At 68.4% G+C, this 19,793-nt stretch carries 14 protein-coding genes and 2 pseudogenes; 5 read left to right on the forward strand and 11 right to left on the reverse strand.

Going from position 1 to position 19,793, the window contains the following annotated elements; translation table 11 throughout:
- Window positions 1–358: 358 nt before the first annotated feature.
- The 7 genes from KPL78_RS26185 to KPL78_RS26215 form a co-directional block, all read right to left on the reverse strand.
- Window positions 359–1,792 (reverse strand): aldehyde dehydrogenase family protein, encoded by a 1,434-nt coding sequence (locus KPL78_RS26185; protein WP_255569497.1) that lies wholly within the window; start codon window positions 1,790–1,792, stop codon window positions 359–361.
- A gap of 98 nt (window positions 1,793–1,890) precedes the next feature.
- On the reverse strand, window positions 1,891–3,006 hold the full coding sequence (locus tag KPL78_RS26190; RefSeq protein WP_255569472.1) for an SMP-30/gluconolactonase/LRE family protein: 1,116 nt from the start codon (window positions 3,004–3,006) through the stop codon (window positions 1,891–1,893).
- A 35-nt stretch (window positions 3,007–3,041) separates the two neighbouring features.
- The gene (locus KPL78_RS26195; RefSeq protein WP_219765984.1) at window positions 3,042–4,271 is read right to left on the reverse strand and encodes an MFS transporter; all 1,230 of its coding nucleotides are present in this window, start codon (window positions 4,269–4,271) and stop codon (window positions 3,042–3,044) included.
- A gap of 14 nt (window positions 4,272–4,285) precedes the next feature.
- Window positions 4,286–5,050 carry an alpha/beta hydrolase gene (locus KPL78_RS26200; RefSeq protein ID WP_219765986.1) on the reverse strand — a complete coding sequence of 255 codons (765 nt, stop codon included), beginning with the start codon at window positions 5,048–5,050 and terminating at the stop codon, window positions 4,286–4,288.
- Between the two features lie 141 nt (window positions 5,051–5,191).
- On the reverse strand, window positions 5,192–6,295 hold the full coding sequence (locus KPL78_RS26205; RefSeq protein WP_219765987.1) for a hypothetical protein: 1,104 nt from the start codon (window positions 6,293–6,295) through the stop codon (window positions 5,192–5,194).
- Between the two features lie 4 nt (window positions 6,296–6,299).
- Window positions 6,300–8,912, reverse strand: a complete 2,613-nt coding sequence (locus KPL78_RS26210; protein WP_255569498.1) for a 2Fe-2S iron-sulfur cluster-binding protein — start codon at window positions 8,910–8,912, stop codon at window positions 6,300–6,302.
- A complete protein-coding gene (locus KPL78_RS26215; protein WP_255569474.1) occupies window positions 8,912–9,595 on the reverse strand; it encodes a type 1 glutamine amidotransferase domain-containing protein in 684 nt (227 codons plus the stop codon). The genes KPL78_RS26210 and KPL78_RS26215 overlap by 1 nt, the downstream gene beginning before the upstream one ends.
- A gap of 180 nt (window positions 9,596–9,775) precedes the next feature.
- On the opposite strand from KPL78_RS26215, the gene KPL78_RS26220 reads away from it, so the two are divergent.
- On the forward strand, window positions 9,776–12,658 hold the full coding sequence (locus tag KPL78_RS26220; RefSeq protein WP_219765991.1) for an ATP-binding protein: 2,883 nt from the start codon (window positions 9,776–9,778) through the stop codon (window positions 12,656–12,658).
- A gap of 109 nt (window positions 12,659–12,767) precedes the next feature.
- On the opposite strand, the pseudogene KPL78_RS30925 reads toward KPL78_RS26220, so the two are convergent.
- The 3 genes and pseudogenes from KPL78_RS30925 to KPL78_RS26230 all read right to left on the reverse strand — a co-directional run.
- Window positions 12,768–13,097 (reverse strand): annotated as a pseudogene (locus KPL78_RS30925) (aldo/keto reductase); the annotation flags it as partial.
- Window positions 13,076–13,441 (reverse strand): recombinase family protein, encoded by a 366-nt coding sequence (locus tag KPL78_RS26225; protein WP_369412869.1) that lies wholly within the window; start codon window positions 13,439–13,441, stop codon window positions 13,076–13,078. The pseudogene KPL78_RS30925 and the gene KPL78_RS26225, both read right to left, overlap by 22 nt.
- A gap of 272 nt (window positions 13,442–13,713) precedes the next feature.
- A complete protein-coding gene (locus KPL78_RS26230; protein ID WP_219765994.1) occupies window positions 13,714–14,118 on the reverse strand; it encodes a cupin domain-containing protein in 405 nt (134 codons plus the stop codon).
- Window positions 14,119–14,349: 231 nt separating this feature from the next.
- Here KPL78_RS26230 and KPL78_RS26235 point away from each other — a divergent pair, with 231 nt between their 5' ends.
- Complete coding sequence (locus tag KPL78_RS26235) at window positions 14,350–15,261, forward strand: phosphate/phosphite/phosphonate ABC transporter substrate-binding protein (protein ID WP_219765996.1); 912 nt, start codon at window positions 14,350–14,352, stop codon at window positions 15,259–15,261.
- Window positions 15,262–15,272: 11 nt separating this feature from the next.
- Here KPL78_RS26235 and KPL78_RS26240 read toward each other — a convergent pair whose 3' ends face one another.
- Window positions 15,273–15,914, reverse strand: coding sequence for a FadR/GntR family transcriptional regulator (locus tag KPL78_RS26240; RefSeq protein ID WP_219765998.1), 642 nt, complete (start codon window positions 15,912–15,914; stop codon window positions 15,273–15,275).
- A gap of 218 nt (window positions 15,915–16,132) precedes the next feature.
- On the opposite strand from KPL78_RS26240, the pseudogene KPL78_RS26250 reads away from it, so the two are divergent.
- From KPL78_RS26250 to KPL78_RS26260, 3 genes and pseudogenes are all read left to right on the forward strand, one after another.
- Window positions 16,133–16,996, forward strand: a pseudogene (locus tag KPL78_RS26250) (tripartite tricarboxylate transporter substrate binding protein).
- Complete coding sequence (locus KPL78_RS26255; RefSeq protein WP_219766002.1) at window positions 16,993–18,609, forward strand: FAD-dependent monooxygenase; 1,617 nt, start codon at window positions 16,993–16,995, stop codon at window positions 18,607–18,609. The pseudogene KPL78_RS26250 and the gene KPL78_RS26255 overlap by 4 nt, the downstream one beginning before the upstream one ends.
- Window positions 18,609–19,736, forward strand: a complete 1,128-nt coding sequence (locus KPL78_RS26260) for a serine hydrolase domain-containing protein (protein ID WP_219766003.1) — start codon at window positions 18,609–18,611, stop codon at window positions 19,734–19,736. Before KPL78_RS26255 ends, KPL78_RS26260 begins: the two co-directional genes overlap by 1 nt.
- The last annotated feature ends 57 nt before the right edge of the window (window positions 19,737–19,793 follow it).

The raw sequence follows: 19,793 nt of genomic DNA on the forward strand, positions 1-19,793 counted from the left end.
CGCACCTGCATTCGTTGTGCCCGTGACCGTTGAGGTGGCGAGGCCGACCGCGCATGTCATGCCCGCGTGGGAGCCAGCCACCCAGGGGGTGAAAGCCGCACCAGCAACCCCCACCCATGAGCCCGTCGTTGCAACACGCCGCGGCTGAGGGCGGCCTTGCAAACATGCGGCCAGCACGCCGGCCCGGCGCATCGCCGAAGCGGCGCGTGCCGTCAGCGGGATGGCTGCTGTAGTGCCGTCACCTCTGAATCCGCCCCCAACTACGTAGCTGGCCAGGTGGGCACCAGGGCGCCCGCCGCGATCCCCATCACCGCCCCCGATCCGGAAACCCAGGCCCCGTGGCTAAGGCGAGCCTCGATCAGCCCGGCCTGATGCCGAAGGTTTGCCTCATAATCTCTAGATCATCATCATTGTATGGGGAGTATCGGAACTGCTGCTCCTCCGCAGTCGTCACGGCGTCGCGGTCCACGATGCTCTTATAGTGAGAGAACGATCTGAAGCCGGCTTCGCCGTGATAGCTGCCGATGCCGCTGGTCCCCACGCCGCCGAATGGCAGATCGCCGTTTGTAACCTGGACGACGGCATCATTAATTGCCCCGCCTCCGAAGGAGAGTTCGGACAAGATCTTGCGCTTCGTCCCGGCATCTTCGGTGAATAGGTAAAGGGCCAGCGGCTTGTCGCGTTGCTTGATCTGGCTGACGACGTCCTCAATGTCGTCATAGACGAGCGTCGGCAGGACGGGGCCGAACACCTCTTCGCCCATGACGCGGTCGCTCCAATCCACGTCGCGCAACACAGTTGGCGCGATCATGCGCTGATCGACGTCGACCAGGCCGCCGGTGAAGACCTTTCGCTGATCGATGAGAGCGGCCACGCGCTCCAGGTTCCGCGCGTTGACGATCCGGACGAAGTTCTGATTCTCCAGTCCATATCGACTGGAAGCAATTTCTTTCGCTACAGCATCGAGAAATTCCTCATAGATCGAGCGATGAACATAGACGTAGTCGGGCGCGATGCAGGTCTGGCCGGCGTTGAGGAACTTGGCCCATGCGATCCGTCGCGCTGCGAGAGGAAGGTTGGCGTCGGGCGCCACGATGGTCGGGCTCTTGCCGCCCAATTCGAGCACGACCGGCGTCAGGCTCTTGGCTGCGGCTTGATAGACGATCCGGCCAACGGCAACGCTGCCCGTGAAGAAGATCATGTCGAACTTCTGTGCCAGAAGCGCGCTGGTTTCACTCACGCCGCCTTCGACGACAGTGAGATAAGCCGGATCAAACGCTGCGGCAACGAGGCTAGCGATCACCGCGCTTGTATGGGCGGTCATCTCACTGGGCTTCAGCACGACGGTGCAGCCTGCGGCCAGTGCGGCGACGGCAGGCACCAGGGTCAATTGAACGGGATAGTTCCACGGTCCGATCACCAGGCTAACGCCGAGCGGCTCCGGCATGACGTAACACCGGCCCGGCGAGGTGAAGGGCGAGGACGCCACCAGGCTGGGCGTCGACCATGCGGCGACGTTCGCGATCGCTGCATCGATCTCGCTGTAGACTGGAAGCAATTCCGTGATGAAGGTCTCGTAGCGTTGCTTTCCATAGTCTGCAGCGATCGCTTCCTGAAGCGCGCCCTCGTGCTGCTCGAGAACCCGCTTCAATCGGTGCAACTGCTCGATCCGAAAGGAGACCGGCTTGGTCGCACTGGTGTCGAAATGGGCGCGCTGCCTGCTGATGATGTCTTGCATGGACTTGCTCCCTGAGCGTGCTGGTCGGCGTTGAGTCGGGTGGAAGCCAGACAGCCGCGGTTGGAGGCGGCTCTACCGATGCTTGTGCGGCGTGCCCGCCGGCACGGCACGCGCTCCTCTCCGGGCCGATAGCGCGCGTGTTGTGGCGCAGGTTAGGGCGGCATCCAGCCAATCCCGCGCGCATGGAGGCTGTGAATGTAGAACCGTTCCGCGGTCTCAGTGACGCCCGTGGTTTCGGGATAGGCGCCGCTCGGGTCCTGCAGATCGGCGATGACGCGGCCATCCTCGTCGATGGCGAGGACGTGCCCGTATGACTCGCCAAGCGGCAGCATGAAGCGAGGCAGCCTGAGCAGGACAGAGCGGAGGAATGGCCGCTCGGAGAGACTGTCTGCGGCCGGATTCCGCGGTTTGAACAGGCCCACCCAGATGCGGCCGCCGCGCCCGCGCATCAGGTTGTCAGGATAGCCCGGCAGGTTGTCGAGCAGCACGCGGGCCCGTGGTGAACTGCTCCCCACGTCGAGGCCCTCGGCGTGGCCATCGATCCGCCAGATGCGGTAGCGGCCCGTCTCGGCCACGAACAGCGTGTGGCCGTCAGAAGATAGCGCGACTCCGTTGGCGAAGGAGAGGCCATGGGCAACGAGGCGGGTCCGCCCGGTCGCCGGGTCGAAGGCGAGAACCCGGCCGCTGGCCGACTGTTCCAGGATATCGAGGACGCTGGCTTCATAGGTGCCACCCCATGCGGAAGGCGCGAAGCGCGCGGATGCATCCGTGAAGTAGATCGTTCCATCGGGTGCCACGACGATCGCGTTGGCATAGCGGATGGGATCACCCGGCGAGACACGGTCGGTCAGCATCGACACCTGCCGATCCGGCGTGATTGCCAGCAACCCCTTCATGGCGTCCGCCACCACCATGCGGCCGCGTCCATCGAAATCGAAGCCCAGCACCCGCCCGCCCGTATTCGCGAAGACTTCCCGGTTGGCGCCATCCGGGTCCATGCGCAGCAGATTGCCGCTCGTTATCGCGGCATAGAGCTTACCATCCGGACCCATCGCTATGTGCTCGGGGCCCACCTCATCACCTAGGTCGATCATGCGGAGGCCGGCCAACCGGGTGTTCGGCGCATGGGCGCCGACATAGCCCGGCGGGGTCGGCGCGTGCCAGGAAACCGGCTCCGCCGGGATCGGCCAGAGGCAGAGATAGCCGATGGCAATCACCAGGAGGACGGCGGCCAGGCCAGCGGCCTTGCGGGTGATGGTTCGCGCCAAGAGAGTACCTTCCCGCGAATTGGCAGCGCGCTGCTTCAGCCCGGCGCCCATTGCGGCGCCCGCGGCATGGTGAGGGCAAACAGAGCCAGGCCGAGCAGCGTGAGGACAAAGCCGGCCCAGGCCGCGGCGAGCAGCCCGAAGCCGCTGGCAATGACGACCGCCCCTGCCCAGGCGCCGATCGCGTTGGCGACATTCAGCGAAGCGAGGTTCATCGCCCCCATCAGCGTCGGCGCCTCCGGCGCGAAGCGCGTGAGGCGCACTTGGATGGTTGGGATTGCCGCCATCGTCGTCGCACCGACGCCGAACAGCGCCACCATCAGCACCCAGGCATCCGCCCCCCCGAGCGCGAGCGCGGCCAGCACGGCGAGCGTGGTCGCATAGCCGACCAGCAGGCCGCGCGAGGGATGCGCATCCGCCATCCTGCCGCCGACCAGGTTGCCCACTGTCATGCCGATGCCGAACAGCGCCAGCGCGACCGGGATCCAGCCTGGGTCCAGCTGCGCGACATCGGTGACGATGGGCGCGATGAAGGTATAGACCGCAAAGATGCTGGCGATGCCCAGTGCTGCGACCAGCATCATGATCCAGACTGCCGGCTTGCGGAGCGCGGTGAGTTCCTGCACCACCGGTCCGCCCTTCAGGGCGTCCGAGCGCGGCACCCAGGCCCAGAGCGCGAGCACGGACAGCACGCCCAGCCCCGCCACCGCACCATAGGTGCTGCGCCAGCCGATGAGCTGACCCAGGAAGGTGGCGAGGGGCGAGCCAACGATCGTCGCCACCGTCAGCCCGGTCATCACCAGCGCGAAGGCGCTACCGCCACGCCCCGGCCCGACGATGTAGGAGGCGACGACCGCGCCCGCCCCGAAATAGGCGCCTTGCGGCAGGCCGGTGATGAGCCGCGCCACCACGAACAGGCTGAGATCCGTCGCGACAGCGGAGAGCAGGTTGCCGAACACGAACAGCGCCATCAGGCCGAGCAGCAGGCTGCGTCGGTTCAGCCGAGCTGCCGCCAGCGTGATCAGCGGCGCGCCGACCACGACGCCGAAGGCATAGGCCGTGATCGCATGCGTCGCGGTTGGGATGCTGATGTCGAGGCTCGCCGAGAAGAGTTGGATGATGCCCATGCTGGCGAATTCGGAGGTGCCGATGCAGAAGGTCCCGAAGGCGAGCGCGAAGAGGGTCAGGCCGCGTTTGCGCTGCTGCGCGGCATCCGTGCAATACGCCGCCGCGGCGCGGCATTGCGGGTGATACGCCCGGTCCAGCATGGCGCGCCCTCCTCTCAGCGCGCCGCGGCGCGCGCCGCACGGTCGATGGCCTCTGCCACCGCCTGGGGCTGCGAGATGTAGATCGCGTGGCTGCCGCGCACGTCAGTGATGATTGCGTTCGCACGAGCCGCCCATTGGCGCTGCGCTGCTGGCGGGATGATACGATCCTCGGTCGCGACGACGTAGGAGACCGGGCGCGTGCGCCAGGCGGGGCTGGTGACCGCGGCGGCGAAGGCGGCGCCGGCGACAGGCTTTTGCGAATCCGCCAGGAAGGCGCCGCGTTCCGCCGGCAGATCCTGCGCGAAGGCCTGCGGGAAGATGGAGGGTTCGAAGAACAGGTAGCCGTCGCTGGACGGTCGCAGCGGCGGTGGTGATCCGCTGGCCGTCAGGGCCGCCACCGAATCGCCAGCGTCCAGCATGAAGGCCGCCACATAGACGAGGCCCGCGACACGCTCATGGTTGCCGGCCTCGCCGATGACCGCGCCGCCATAGGAATGGCCGACAAGCAGCGTGGGCCCGTCCTGCCGGTCCAGCACACGTCGCGTCGCGGCAACGTCGTCGGCAAGCGAGCTCAAGGGGTTCTGCACGACGCTCACCGCATAGCCGCGTCCGCGCAGCAGGCGGTACACATCCTGCCAGCTTCCGCCATCGGCCCAGGCGCCGTGAACGAGAACGATGTTCCTCACGGCCGGAAGCTGCTGTGCATCCGCAGCGACGCTCCCTGCCAGCAGGAAGGCGGCCACGGCCGCCATGCTTCGCAGAACCCTGCCGATCGACATGCCTGTCTCCCTCTCATCCCGCGCGCATCCACCGCATGATTGTCTTCGGTCATCGGGCCACTCCGCCGAGCCTGCCGTGTCGAAACCCTAGGGCCGGCGGCCGGAATGGGCCGGTTAATTCGGGTAAAAGGGCGTGGCTCGTCAGCGCGCGGGCATCGTGTGCGGGTGTTCCGGATTGGGCGTGTGCGTCAGCCTCTGGCCGTTCGTCGCGACGACGCCGTCGACGCCATAGATCCTGACATGCAAGCCCCAATACCCCGTGCTGAAGACGGCGAGCGCCACCGCAAGGGCCGCGGGGATGGTGATGAGGCCACGCCTCATCTGGGGCAGGAGGTGGATCTCGCGGGTATGGTCGGCGGCGATGGCAACGATGATCGCCATGATGAGCGCATGGCCGATCAGGTCGACGCGACCGAAGGGATAGACCGCGGCGTTGAAGATGAAGAACAGCGCAATGGCCGACAGCCTGCGCACCAGCGGCGTCCAGAGCAGCCCGAACCCCATCGTGAACTCGGCGACGCCGGCCATCGGAATGAAGGCCTCGCGCGGCATGCCGAGGGTGAGGAAGGGCTTTTCATCCACCAGCGGGTCGAACCATTCAGGGTAAGCGAACTTCTCGAGGCTGGACCACATCAGCGCGATTGCCACGCCCCAGCGCAGCGCCTCGAAGCGATGCCTGCGCCAGGCCGGGTTGGACCATGCCTCCAGGACCAGATAGGCCGCGACGCCGATGCCCAGCGCGAGGTAGTCGAGCAGATGGAACACGTCGTAGTCGCGCAAGGCCATCAGCCAGAGGCCGACGAGGCCGGCCGCCGCGAGTGGCTGCGTCCGGCGGGAGAAGACGAGGCAGGCGATCAGCAGCTGAATCCAGGACACCCATTCGGCCGGCGTCCTGAGATCGGGCGTCAGATAGACGCCGCCCACCGCGAAGATCGCCACGAAGAAGGCCGCGATGACGGCGCGCACGAAATCGTCGAGACGCCCCCACAGCGGATCTGTGATCCGGTCCATGGCGCGGAGGACCGCCTCGCCGGCCCTGGATTGCTCGATCAGCCTCGCCGCGATGAAGAAGAGGAGGACCAGGGCGATGCCGACCCAGAACCAGCGATTGGCCAATGTCGCGCCGATCGGCTGCGGCGGCGCGCCGACGATATAGGGCGCGAACCACTTCACATGCGCCTCGGCCGGCGCCGACGCGACGATGAGGGCGAGAACCGCGACGCCCGCACGTCGGATGGGGGTCATGCGATCAGGCTCCCGGCCGCGCGATGGCCAGGTCACCCTGCGGCAGGGTCTGGCAGGCCAACACATGGCCGGCCGCGACCTCCTCCTCCGAGAACAGCGCCTGGCCGAGCGTCACGAAGGGCCCGGCGAGCACGCGCGCATGGCAACTGCCACAGGAGCCCTCGCCGCAGGACTGGGCGAACGGCACCTGCGCCGCATTCGCCGCCGCCAGCACGGTCTGGCCCGGCCGGCAGTCGAAGCGCGTCCCGTCGGATGTGGTGATCCAGAAGGCAGCGATTCCGGCCGCTTCCGCCGCCATCGCGATCGCCTGCGCACGCTCGGCGCGTGTCGCCCGGGTCCGGCTTGAGACGAAAGCCTCCGTGTGGATCGCCTCGCGCGGAAGGCCGCACGCCTGCAAGGCTGCGATCATCGCCTGCATCATCGCGGACGGGCCGCACAGATACGCGCGGGAGGCATCGGAGACACAGGGCCGCAGCGTGGCGACGCTGATCCGGCCGCGTTCGCCGCGCCAGGCGGTATCGGGCGCCGTCAGGAATATCCGCGCTTCGAGGCCGGGCAGGCGCTGCCGGAAGGCGTCGAGCTCCGGCGCGAACAGGATGTCCGCTTCCGACCGGAAGGACGCCAGCAGCGTAATCGGCCGCGTATCGCCCCGCTCCGCCAAGGCAGCGAGCATGCTGATGATCGGCGTGATCCCGACACCGCCGGCGATGAGCAACAGGCTCTCCGCCTCGGCCTCCGCTGCCGCATCGAGGGTGAAGGTCCCGAAGGGCGCGCTCAGCCGCAACGCGTCACCGACCGCCAGCGCCTGATGCAGGAAAGTGGAGCCAAGGCCCTGCTCCTCCTGCTTCACTGCGATCTCGAAGAAGCCGTGCTCCCCGGGCGCGCTGGAGATCGAATAGGAGCGCGCGATGGTGTCGCCCGCCACGGGCAGGTCCAGCGTCACATACTGGCCGGCCTGGAACCGGAAGGGCAGGGCGCCACCGTTCAGCGGCTCGAAGCGGATTCGCCGGATTGTCGGCGTCATGGCCTCGACGCGCGACACGCGCATGTAGCCCCGCCATGGGGCAGCAGGCTCGGGCGTCACGCTGGCCGAGCGGATCGCCCGCCACATGCGTCCCGTCTCGCGGAAGCCCAAGGCAGCATTCGCCGCCATGATGCCGCCCCACAACGCGGCCTCGATACCGGGGCCCCAGGCATCCTGCCCGGACAAATACAGGCCGCGCACATCCGTCCGGCACCGCGCGATGGGCGAGCGTAGGCGCGCGGGGCTGGTGGCCAGGCCATAGAAGGCACCATCGACGCTGTTCTGGTAGGTCACGAAGGACAGCGGCGTCGCCAGCTCCGCGAAGGCGATGCTGGCCTTGAGGCCGGGCCATCGCGCGTCGAGCCGGTCGATCAGCCGCGCCGTCACCGCAGCCTTGAGCGCCGCATAGGCATCGGGCCGCGCGCCCTGCTCGGTCCCGGACCAGGCGCGGAACATCTCGGGATCGACGAACTGCATCACCTCGATCGTGTGAGCGCGCGCGGCGGGGTTGTTGAGCGAGCTGAAGGAGACAAAGAGGATGCCCTCCCCGAGCGGCCGCGCGATGCCGGCATCGTCGTCGATATCCGGCATGAACCAGTGGTTTGCGCCGTCCAGCCCGAAGGCGGCGGGCGAACGGTCGAGGCCGATGAACAGCAGTAGCGTCGCGACTTCCTTCGGCAGCGGCGCCAACGCCCGCTCCCACCGCTCGGCCTGGGCAGGCGGCAGCAGGCGCGCCGTGTTGCGCGCCCCGATCGCCGACACGATGCAGGGCGCTCGGACGGTGTAGCGCCGCCCGGTCGCGCGATCCTCGACGGAGACGCCCACGGCGCGGCCCTTTTCGACGATGATGCCCTGCACCCGCTGGCGCGGCCGCAACACGACGCCGAAGCGTTCCAGCCCGCCCATGATGGCGCGGCCGAGTTCCCTGGGCCCGCCGACCGGATGGGTCGCACCCTGCATGAAGGCCTGGATCGCCACATTGGCGTGGCCGCCGAAGGCGCTTGTCGCGGGCGGCGGGCCGAACAGCCCCCAGCGCGCGGAGAGGATGGCCCGCAATGCCGGATCGCGGACATGGTGTGCGACCACCTCCCGGATCGTGCGAAAGGTGTCGGGATATAGCCGCTCGAGCACCGGCATCAGCGCCGCGCGGAAAGGCGTCGAGGCGACGAGGTTGCGTGCCGTCATGCCGCGCGCGGCCCTGCGCGCCGTGGTGAAGAACCGGTCGATGCCATCGGCTTCCTGCGGGAACCGTGCCTTCAGCCTGGCGCGGAACTCGTCTTCCGATGCCGGGACGGCGAAGTCGAAACCGGGGAAATGCAGCCGGTCGTAGTCATGCGGCAGGCGGTGATACTGCACCCGCCCATCGGCCAGGTAGTGCAGCATCGCGCCGGGGCCGGCCGTGAGGTAGTGCACGCCGGTGCCGAAGTGGTAGCGCCCCTCGCGCGTAAATTCATGTGTCAGGCCGCCCAGCGTGTAGTGCTGCTCGAGCATCAGCACGCGGCGACCGCCGAACTCCGCCAGCATCCGCGCGGCGGTCATGCCGCCGATGCCGGAACCGATCACGACGACCTTAGCATCCTCCTCGGTCGTCATCACGACGCGGGAGCCTGCGCTCGCAGGGTATCCAGCAGCGTCAGCGCCGCCTGGGTCGAGGAGGGCGGGTTCTGGCCGGTGATCAGCAGCCCGTCCTCCACCACATGCGGGGTGAAATCGGCTGCCGCGGAGAAGGCCGCGCCCTGGCGGCGCAGAACGTCCTCCAACAGGAAGGGCACGACATCGGTCAGATGCACGGCCGCTTCCTCCGCATTGGTAAAGCCGGTGACCGCACGCCCCGCCACGATCGGGCCGCCATCCGACGCCTTCACATTGGTCAGGATGCCGGGTGCGTGGCAGACCAGCGCCACGGGCTTGCCGGCTGCCAGGGTCTGCTCGATCAGCGACAGCGCATGGCGGTCATGGGTGAGATCCCAGAGCGGCCCATGGCCGCCGGGGAAGAATACCGCGTCGAAGTCCGACTGGTTGACCCCGGACAGCGGCACCGTCTTGGCGAGCGCATCCATCGCCTCGGTGTGCTGCAGGAAGCGGCGCGTGTCCTCCGTCTGGCCGGCCTCCGCGAGGCTCCCCGGATCGATCGGCGCCCGGCCGCCCTTGGGCGAGGCGATGGTGACCTCGAGACCGGCATCGCGGAACACCAGGTAGGGCGCGGCCAGCTCCTCCAGCCAGAGGCCCGTCTTCCTGCCGCTGTTCCCGAGCTGGTCGTGTGACGTGACAACCATGAGAATTTTCATGCCACCTGCCGGCTGCTGCGCCGGAGGGGCGCTTCCGTCCGGGCGCGCAAGGCTAGGGCCGCGCTCCACGGTGCCGGCGGTAAAATCCGGTAAAACGCCGAAGGTATTGCTTGTGCCGCAGGCGCGGCGCCGGTCCTATCCGTCTGCTCGTTGACCGCCAGGGAAGCCATGGAGCAGCGCGCCACCGAAGACATCAACAGGGCCTATCGCTTCGGCGACTACCGGCTGGTTCCCAGCCGGCAGTTGCTGCTGCGTGGCGATCGGCCGGTCCGGGTCGGAAGCCGCGCGCTGGAGCTGCTGCGCCTGCTGGTCGAACATCCCGGCAGGCTGCTCAGCAAGGCCGAGCTGATCGCTTGCGCCTGGCCGGACACCCACGTCCATGAGGACAACCTCAAGGTCAATATCGCGGCCCTGCGGCGCGCCATGGGCGATACCGGATCGGCGCTGCCCATCATCGCTACGGTGCCGGGGCGGGGCTATCGCTTCGTCGCGACGGTGCAGGTGGAGCACGCGCCGCCCGCCGACGCGCCCGCCGCCGTCGCCTCCTGCCGGGATGGCGGGCTGCCCGCCCTGCCCGGGATTGTCGGCCGCGAGGACGACATCGCGCGCATCGCCGAAATGCTGGCATGGCGGCGCTTCCTGACCATCGTGGGCCCCGCAGGCGTGGGCAAGACCACCGTTGCCGTGGCGGCGGCGCGCCAGGCCGCGGCCTTCCATCCGGACGGCGCCTGCTTCGTCGACTTCGCCGCGATCGGCGATTCCCATCTGGTCTCCGCGGCGATTGCCGCCGCGACCGGGTCGAGCGGGGCGCAGAAGGATATTCTGGGCGCGATCGTCGACAGGCTTCAGGGGCAGCGCATGCTGCTCATCTTCGACAATTGCGAGCATGTGCTGGACGCGGCGTCGGTGGCCGCGGACCATATCCGCGGCGCGCTGCCCGATATCGCGATCCTGGCGACGAGCCGGGAGGCGTTCCGGTCCCGGGCGGAGACGGTCTATCGCCTGTCGCCCCTGTCCTGTCCCGCGGCGGATGAAGGTGGGGATCGCGACCGGGCGATGGGCTTCGCCGCCGTCGCGCTGCTCGTCGCGCGCGGCCGCGAGGCGGCGGGCTTCGTTATGGACGACACCAACGCCGCTGCCGTGGCGGCGATCTGCCGCCGGCTCGATGGCATCCCGCTCGCCATTGAGCTCGCCGCGCCGCGCCTGCGCGACTGTGATCCGGCGACCCTGCTGCGCCTTCTGGAAGGCAGTTTCGAGCCCCTGAGCTACGGGCCGGCGCAGGCGCCGCTCCGTCACCAGACGCTGCTGGCGACGCTCGACTGGAGCTACCGCCTGCTGTCGGAGGATGAGGCAGCGGTGCTGCGCCTGCTCTCGGTCTTCGCTGGCATCTTCACCCTGGAGGAAGCGGTCGGCGTCGCGGAAGGTCTTGCGCATCCGGCCGAGGCGATCGCGGCCTGCATCGAGAGCCTGGCCGGCAAGTCGCTGCTATCCGCGCATTTCGCCGAGGGGGCGATGCAGTACCGGCTGCTGGACGCGACGCGCAGCTATGCCGCCGGACGGCTGCGCGGCGCGGGCGAGATGCAGCGCGTCTGCGCCGCCCATGCGCGCTTCCTGCTCGATCTGTACGAACGGGCCGAGGCGGAGTGGCACTGGCGCGTCCGCGAGGATTGGACCGCGCTTTACGGGCACCACGCCAATGACCTGCGCCGGGCGCTCGACTGGGCCTTCGGGGAGGATGGCGACCCGGCCTTGGGCATCCGCCTGACGGCCTGCGCGCTGCCGCTGTGGGACGAGCTGTCCTCGGTCGACGAGAGCAGCCGGTACCTCCGTCGCGCGCTGCAATCCCCGGCACTCGAGGCCTGCGCCGCCAGCGTGAGGATGAAGCTCGCGACGGCGCATGCCTGGCGGCTGAGCTATACCGAGCGCTTCGATCCGGCCGCCGAGGCGGCCTGGCTCGAAGGCCTGAGGCTCGCGGAGCTGACCGGCGATATCGACTATCAGCTCCGCGCGCAGTGGGGTCTCGCGATGCTGTGGTGCTATGGCGGGCGGCATCGCCAGGCCCTGGCGAGCCTCCGGCGCTTCGAGGCGCTGCGGGAGACGGCGGGCGACCGCGCCGCGGCGCCGGCGGGCGAACGGCTGCGCGTCATCACTGAGTTCTACCTGGGCGATGTCAGCGGCGCGCATGAGGCGCTGCGGCAGCTGACGCGGCGCCACGACAATGCCGACCGGCGAGCGCGCATCACGCGCTTCCAGATCGATTCCCATGTGGGGATCCAGACGTCGCTCGGCTTCGTCGCCTGGATCAGCGGCCATCCGCGGGAGGCCGCCGCTGCGGCGCAGGCGGCGCTGGAGGCGGCGACCGGTCACGGTGTCTCGCAGGCGAATGTGCTGGTGCTGTCGGTGATTCCCATCGCGTGGTGGAGCGGGCGGATCGAGGAGGTGGAACAGCATGTCTCTGCCCTGGCTGCCAATGTCAGCCGGCGTGACATCGCGATCTGGGCGCCCAGCGTACGATTCTATGGCGGCCTGATCCGTATGGTGCGTGGCGATGCGGCGGCGATCGACGGGGTGCGGAGCGTGCTCGCCGCGCGCAGGACCTCCGGCTTCCTCATCCGGCTGCCCAGCTCGCTCACCATGCTGGCGGAGGCGGCGCTGACCCTTGGTGACGTGGAGGTTGCGCGGGAGAGCCTTGGTGCCGCCCTGGAGATCATGGAGCGCAGTGAGGAGCGCTGGTGTCAGCCGGATGTGCTGCGGGTGCAGGGGCTTCTCCACCGGCGAGAGGGAGATAGGATCGGTGCGGAACGCGCCTTCCGCGCGGCGATGACGATGGCGGCCGGGTCTGGCGCGCGCTTCTTCGAATTGCGCGCGGCCCTGGCCCTGGCCGAGGGCTGGGCGGCCGATGGCCGGGGCGACGATGCCGATGCGGTGCTGTCACCCATCCTGGCGCGCTTCGATGCCAGGGATGACATTGCCGACCTCGTGGCGGCCCGGCGCCTGCTGGATCCGCTGCGCGCAACGCCGCAGGATGAGGCACGCCGCGCCCTGGCGTAGCCAGGCGCGCCCGATCGAGGCTGCCGGTCACCTCCCCGCCGCCGGGCAGCGGGGCCGCCGGGTCGACCATGCCGTCCTGCCGAAGCGCCCGCCAGTAATCGAGGGGGACCGTCTCCTCAAGCGCGGCGCGGTTTTCGGCGATGCGGCCTGGCCGGCTGGCGCCGCGGATGACGGCGGCGACGGCAGGATGCGCCAAGGCGAATTGCAGGCCTGCCGCCTTCATGCTCACCCCATGGCGCGCGGTGAGCGCCCTGATCCTCGCCAGCTCGTCGAGGATCCCGGGGCGCTGGCGCATAGCCGCGATCCCCGCCCAGGACCTTCCCGCGAGCCTTGGCGGCTGCCAGCGCCGCTTTGGTCCGCTCCGCTCGCTGATAAGCTCGCGCTCCTTCTGCGCCATCGCCGCATAGATCCGCAGCATCAGGTCGTCCGCGTCAGGCATGTCGGCAACGCGGATGGAGACCCGTCCTCCAGCAGCTGCGACAGCGTGTGGGCGCGGCGCGTGATCCGATCCAGCTGCGCTGCCACCAGCACGGCGTCGAGCTGCCGGGAGCGGGACAGCGCTGCCTGAAACCCCGGCCGGCGGTCGTCCTTGCCGGAGGCGATGTCGGAGTAATCCACCACCAGCATCCAGCCTTGCGCGGCGACGAAGGACCGGATGCTGGCCCGCTGTGCCTCCAGCCCCAGCCCGCTCTGACCCTGCTCGGCGATCAAGACCCGGATCAGTCCGACCGCGAGACGCGGTGCCTGTGCGCCGGGCCGGACGCCGCCCGCGCCGCGGACCAGCTAGGCCTATCTCGCCCCGCTTGCCCTGGTGTTGAGGGCCGATCCATCTGGCCTGGCGGACGCGCTGCCGCCGCTGTTGGAGAAGGCGGCGCGGGAGAAGCTTACCGCGGAGGAGCCCGCCCTGCTGGCCGAGGCGTTGCGGAGGCAAGGGCTTTCTCCTGCGCGGCCTCACCATTGCCGCTGGCTTCACCGCGTGCGCCTGGCCGTATGAACCACCGCCCGACCGGCCCAACGATCACAGACGCAAAGCCGACAGGCTGCCAAGTTGATCGTCAGTTCGAATGGTCCGGCGGCAACGGCAGCGGCGCGTTGGGGCTGCCGAGAAATTCCACTGTTGTATAGTCGAGCGTCGTCGTTCCGATGTTCTGCACCGAATGCAGCAGGTATTCCCCGGGTCCGAACTCGAAATGCCGCGTCAGGCCTCGCTGGATCTCCGAATCGGCGACACGCCCGTCCTCGAAGAAGTTGCGGGCGCGCCCGTCCGCGAGCGCGGTCCAGAAGTAGTTCAGCACGTGGCGGTGAAACGGAAACCGGACACCGGGCGGAATGTGCAGGTGCCAGACGCGGACCCTGGCAGTCTCCGATAGGAGCTTGGTGCCAACGCATCCGTTCCACGCGCGCGCCTCGATCTCGTCCTGTAGGTCTTTTGGCCAATGGGCCCTGCGTTCGTCAGCCATAGGGGACCTCCTTTCGATCCGCCACGCCCAATGCGTGGCGCAGAAGAAACCATTTATTTGTTGGTTCAACTCCGGCCGAAAAATCTGCCGGCCATATCAAAGTTAATATGCGTGAATTGAGAAGCCTCACCATCACCATTTCGCAAAAGCGGAACCTTTTGCGCTTGGTTCAAATTGACGCCGCCGTCCCATCGCCGCCTATCTAGCGTCCACGAAACGACGGAGCGCAGCGTGATCCTCTACGGCGGCGATTACGAGCACACGCTTGAGATCCGTTCCGTGCGCCACGGCCTCGCCCTCGACTACCGAACCCTCGATCGGCCGGAGCTCTTTGCCCGTGTCCTGCATCGCCAGCCCTTCGCGGCCTGCGAGTTCTCGCTCTCGAACTACATCATGATGCGTGATCGTGGTGCTGACTGGCTGACCGCGGTTCCCGTCTTTCCCGCCCGCGCCTTCCGCCACGGCACCATGCTGGTCCGGCGTGACGATCCGATCTCCTGCGTCGCCGACCTATCCGGACGGCGCGTCGGCATCGCCGACTACAGCATGACGGCCGGCGTGTGGGCGCGCGGCATCATGGCCGAGGATCTTGGCCTGCACTGGTCGGCCCTGCGTTGGTTCGCCCCGGCCACGCCACGGTTCGATCCCCCCGTCAGCGCCCACGTCACACCGGTGGATCGCGACCTCGAGGATGCGCTGGCGGATGGGGAGATCGACGCGCTGCTCGCGCCGCGCAGTCGTGACCTCCTCCTCCCGCAGGCGGCACGGCGTTTCCGCCCCCTCCTGCCCGACTGGCAGGCCGCCGAGCGGCGCTGGTTCGAACGGACGGGCATCTATCCCATCAGCCACGTCGTGGTGCTGCACCAGGCCGAGGCAGAACGCCAGGCGGCGCTGCCGGTCGCTGTCGTCGAGGCATACCAGCACGCCAAGCAGCGGGCGCGGCAGCGACGCCTCGCGTCGACCTTCCTGCCATGGGGCGAGGCGACGTGGCGCGACACCATGGCGTTGTTCGGCGAAGACCCGATGCCCTACGGGCTCTGCGCCGCAAACCGCGCCGTCATCGACCGTCTGCAGGACTATCTCATGGAGCAGGAACTGACGACGCGCCGCTGGACGTTCGACGAGCTGTTCCGGCCATGCTGACGCGCAGGCCCTCAGTCCGCGAGGTTGCTGCGCACGCCGAGCAGATGGTGCTGCATCGCCTGCATCGCTTCCTCTGGCCGGCGCCCGAGCAGCGCGTCGAGGATGGCCCGGTGATGCGCCACCGACCGGCGGCGCTTCTCGGGCGTGATCGCGGCAACGCGCATGCTGCGCCAGCGTGTCGTCGCACGGGCCGCGTTGAAGGCCGCCGTCAGCGCTACGAGAACATCGTTGCGCGTCGCCTCCGCAATGGCGAGGTGGAAGGCACCGTCCCACTGCACCCAAAGCTCGTCGCCGCTGACTTCCGCCGTGCGGCGCATGCAGTTGCCGATCCGCGCGAGATCGGCCTCGGTCGCCTTGGTCGCGGCAAGCGCCGCGATGGCCGGCTCCATCGTCAAGCGGCTCTCCAGGATCTCGTCGGGACTCGCCCGCATCAGCTTCCGGTCGATGCCGGGCATCGTCGCGGCACGACGTCGGCCAAGCACGGTGCCGATGCGCCTCTCCCGCCAGAGCTGCCCCGCGAGTTCGAGCTCGGTCAGCTGCTCGCGCAGGGCGCGCCGGCTGATGCCGAGCGCCTCGGCCAGCTCACGCTCGGGCGGGAGCCGATCGCCGTCATGCAGTCCGTTGCGCCGGATGAAGTCCACCACGCTGTTCACGCGCCACCGCCTCGGTCAGCTCTGCGCTCGCCGCCAGCGTCCACGACTCATGCCGTGGCGCCGCGGCCTGCCCTTCAGATCTCGCCCATTCACCACGTCAAGTCTAGGAGAACGCTCCGATGACCGTCTGCCGTCGCACGGCGCTGCTCGCGGCGCCCGCACTCATGCTCAGCGCAGGGGCTCATACCGAGGAGACCTTCCCCAGCCGCCCCATACGGATGATCGTGCCCTTCCCGCCGGGCGGCCCGCTCGACCGCATCGGGCGGCCTCTGGCGGAAGCGATGCGCACGACGCTTGGCCAGCCGATCGTCTTCGAGAACCGCGCGGGCGCAAACGGAATCATCGGGACCCAGGTCGTGGCCACTGCGGCGCCGGACGGCTATACGCTCCTGATCACGACCGGCTCCTTCGTCGGCAACATGCTCTTCAGCCCGGTGCCGCTGCCCTACGATCCGGCCCGTGACCTTCAGCCGGTGACGCTTGTGTAATACGGCTCTGGCCTCGTCCTGGTCGGCAGACCCAACCTTCCGGCAGCGAGCCTCGATCAGGTCGCGCAACTGGCTAGGCGGGAAGCGGAGACGCTCAGCATCGCCGTGTCCGGCGCCGGCAACATCACACAGCTGGCCGCGCGGCAGTTCGATCGCATGGTCGGCTCCCGTCTTCTCGAGGTGGTGCTTGCCACCGGCCCGGCCATCACCGAGGTGGTGGCTGGCCATGTGGACCTCGTCTTCGCTGGCGCCAGCTTGGTCGCCGATCTGGTGAAGGAGGGCCGCTTGCGTGCCTATGGCTATACCGGCAACCACCGTTCCGGGCTGCTGCCCGATGTGCCGCTGTTCACGGAACTGGGCTATCCCGATTGGAAGCTGTTCGGCATGACCGGAATCTGGACCCGCGCCGGCACGCCGGCGGATCGCATCGGGCGCGTCCAGCAATCCGTCGCCGCCGGGCTGCGTGTTCCGGACGTTGCGCGCATAGTGGCCGAGGGCGATAGCGAACCGTCCGGGAATACTCCGGCCGAATTCGCCGCCTATCTCCAGCGTGAGATCGCGATGCAGCGCAGCCTTGCGGGCATGGCGCCGTGAGCGCCGCGCTTCCGTCCGAGATTCCGGTCCTGATCGCGGGCGGCGGAACGGTCGGGCTGACGCTGTCGCTCCTGTTGTCGCGTTTCGACGTGCCATCGCTGCTGGTCGAGCGCCATCCCGGCACGGCCATGCTGCCCAAGGCGCGCAGCATCAACGCGCGCAGCATGGAAATCTTCCGGCAAATCGGCGTCGAGGAGGATATTCGCGCCAACAGTCCCGAGGGCTTCGCCGGCACGACGATCTGGGTGGAAAGTCTCGCCGGGAAGGAAATCGCGCGCCGCCATTCTTCCCGGGCGCAGGCGGCGAGCGCCGCGGCGTCGCCGGTGGGCGGCGCGCTCTGTTCGCAGGATCTGCTGGAGCCCGTGCTGCGGCGGCACGCGGAAAAGCAGTCGGCGGGCGCCTTGCGCTTCAATGTGGAGCTAACCGACTTCTCCATCGATGCCGACGGCGTCACCGCGATGCTGCGCGATCGGGTCGACGGCACATCGCACATCGTCCGCGCCCGCTACCTGGTCGCCGCCGATGGCGCGCGCAGCCCAGTGCGGGAAAGACTTGGGCTGAAACGCACCGGCCGGCCCAACATCTATGATTCGGTGAACATCCACTGCCGCGCCGATCTCCGCGCGCTGGTCGTGCATCGGCCAGCCTCGCTTTACTATGTCGAGCAGCCCACCTTGCGTGGAACGTTCCTGACGATCGATGGCGGCACGCGCTGGGGTTTCCTGATCCACAGCCTGACGCAATACGGCTTCACGCCGGAGACCCTGACACCGGATCGCTGCGTCGCGATGATACGCCAGGCTGCAGGACTGCCCGATCTGGCTGTCGAGGTGCTGGGGATCAGCTTCTGGCAAGCTTCCGCCATGGTCACCGAGCGCTTCCGCGTCGGCTCTGTCTTCCTGGCCGGCGATGCTGCCCATGAGACGACGCCGAGCGGCGGTTTCGGCATGAACATTGGCATTCAGGACGCGCAGAATCTGGCATGGAAACTCGCCGCCGTGCTGGGCGGGCAGGCCGCCCCCGCCCTTCTCGACAGCTATGAGGCCGAGCGACTGCCCGCTGCGCAGCTGACGGTGCAAGCGACGCTCGACAACATGCTCTCGCTGGGTCGGACGGAGAAGCAGGACAAGGCACAATTGCCGCGAGCGCAGTATCTGAACGAGCTCGGGCTGATCTTCGGCATTCTCTACGATTCTGCGGCCGTCGTGCCTGACGGAACGCCAGTTCCGCGGATCGACGATCCTGTCACCCAGTATGTCGCCTCCGCCCGGCCCGGCGCCCGGGCGCCGCATCTGAGCCTGGAGCGCGGTGGCAAGGAGGTTTCGACGATCGATCTCTTCGGCGGCGGCTTTGTCCTGCTCGCAGGCCCGCAGGGCGAGGCCTGGCGCGCGGCGGCGCAGGCTCAGCAAGGGATCGTGCCGCTGGCGCTGGTGCTCGGGCAGGACGTGCATGATCCGGGAGGCGGCTGGACGGAGGCCTATGGCGCAGGCCCGGACGGCGCGGTGCTGGTGCGGCCGGACGGATATGTCGGCTGGCGTTGCCTGGCGCTTCCGAAGGCCCCGGCGGCAGCGCTGCGCCATGCGCTCGATCGCCTCCTAGGACGAGAAGCGTGATGGCGTTTCCCCTGCCGGAAGCGACGCCCGAATCACTCGGCCTGGATTCCTCCAAACTGGATCGCGCCTGCGCACTCGTCGAAAAGGACATCGCCCAGGGCTTTCATCCCGGCGCGCAGCTTGCCGTCGCGCGGCATGGCAAGCTCGCGCTGCATCGCAGCTTCGGCTGCATGGAACGCGATCGTCAGCAAGCGGTCGAAGGCCAGACACTTTTCCTTCTCTATTCCAACACCAAGGTCATCACCGCCGCTGCGGTCTGGCTGCTGGTTGAGGACGGCCTGCTGTGCTTCGGCGACGCGATCGCGGACCACATCCCCGGCTTCGAGGCGCACGGCAAGGGCGATATCACGGTCATCGACCTTCTGAGCCATCAGGCAGGCTTCCCCAAAGCGGTCATTCCGATCGAATGCTGGGACGACGCAGCGCGCCTGCGCGAAGCCGCCTGCGGCATCGTCCCGGAATGGCCGCGCGGCACACGCACGGCCTATCATCCCAATGCCGCTTACGGCGTCGCACGTGTGCTGGTGGAGGCGCTGACCGGCAAGGATTTTCGCGATGTCGTCCGCGCCCGGCTGATCGAGCCGCTGGGGCTGGAGCTGGAACTGTTCATGAGCCTTCCGCCTTCTGAATGGCACCGGACCGCGCCCATGCATGCGCCCGATGCCGCTGGCGGATTGGCCGTCGCACCGGTCGAGGCCAGCGCGACCTTCCGCCAGGCAGGGTTTGCCGCGGGCGGGGCGCATGGCACGGCGCGCGCCATGGCGATGTTCTACCAGATGCTGGCGCGGGGTGGGTCGCTCGGCGCGACACGGCTGTTTGCGCCGCGCACCATGGACTTTGTGACGCGAGACTTCACGGGCGACCGCGTGGATGAGCAGATCGGCATCGCGATGCATCGCGGCCTCGGACCCTTTTCGCGTGGGACCACGCTGGAGACGAGGGGTCTCGGCACGATCGGTCACTCACGGACCTTCGGGCACAGCGGCGTAGGGTCATCGCAGTGCTGGGCCGACCCGGTCTCGGGCGTGTCCTTCGCCTTCCTGAGCAATGCGCGACAGGGGAATGACTGGCACAACCGCCGCATGGACCGGATCAGCAACCTGATTCATGCCGCGATATTGCACTGACGAAGGTGGGGCAACGTCAACTTCACTCCGAACCCCTAGCGGCTGGTCAGCTCGCGT

Origin of the sequence: Roseomonas alba (assembly GCF_019430885.1) — a bacterium.
In the GTDB taxonomy this organism is placed as follows: Bacteria; Pseudomonadota; Alphaproteobacteria; order Acetobacterales; family Acetobacteraceae; genus Neoroseomonas; species Neoroseomonas alba.

What these genes read in the sequence shown, in the direction of transcription:
- KPL78_RS26205 (WP_219765987.1), bottom strand. Translation starts at nt 6,295, where the DNA reads ATGACCCCCATCCGACGTGCGGGCGTCGCGGTTCTCGCCCTCATCGTC.
- KPL78_RS26195 (WP_219765984.1), bottom strand. Translation starts at nt 4,271, where the DNA reads ATGCTGGACCGGGCGTATCACCCGCAATGCCGCGCCGCGGCGGCGTAT.
- KPL78_RS26200 (WP_219765986.1), bottom strand. Translation starts at nt 5,050, where the DNA reads ATGTCGATCGGCAGGGTTCTGCGAAGCATGGCGGCCGTGGCCGCCTTC.
- KPL78_RS26230 (WP_219765994.1), bottom strand. Translation starts at nt 14,118, where the DNA reads ATGGCTGACGAACGCAGGGCCCATTGGCCAAAAGACCTACAGGACGAG.
- KPL78_RS26210 (WP_255569498.1), bottom strand. Translation starts at nt 8,912, where the DNA reads ATGACGACCGAGGAGGATGCTAAGGTCGTCGTGATCGGTTCCGGCATC.
- KPL78_RS26215 (WP_255569474.1), bottom strand. Translation starts at nt 9,595, where the DNA reads ATGGTTGTCACGTCACACGACCAGCTCGGGAACAGCGGCAGGAAGACG.
- KPL78_RS26220 (WP_219765991.1), top strand. Translation starts at nt 9,776, where the DNA reads ATGGAGCAGCGCGCCACCGAAGACATCAACAGGGCCTATCGCTTCGGC.
- KPL78_RS26260 (WP_219766003.1), top strand. Translation starts at nt 18,609, where the DNA reads ATGGCGTTTCCCCTGCCGGAAGCGACGCCCGAATCACTCGGCCTGGAT.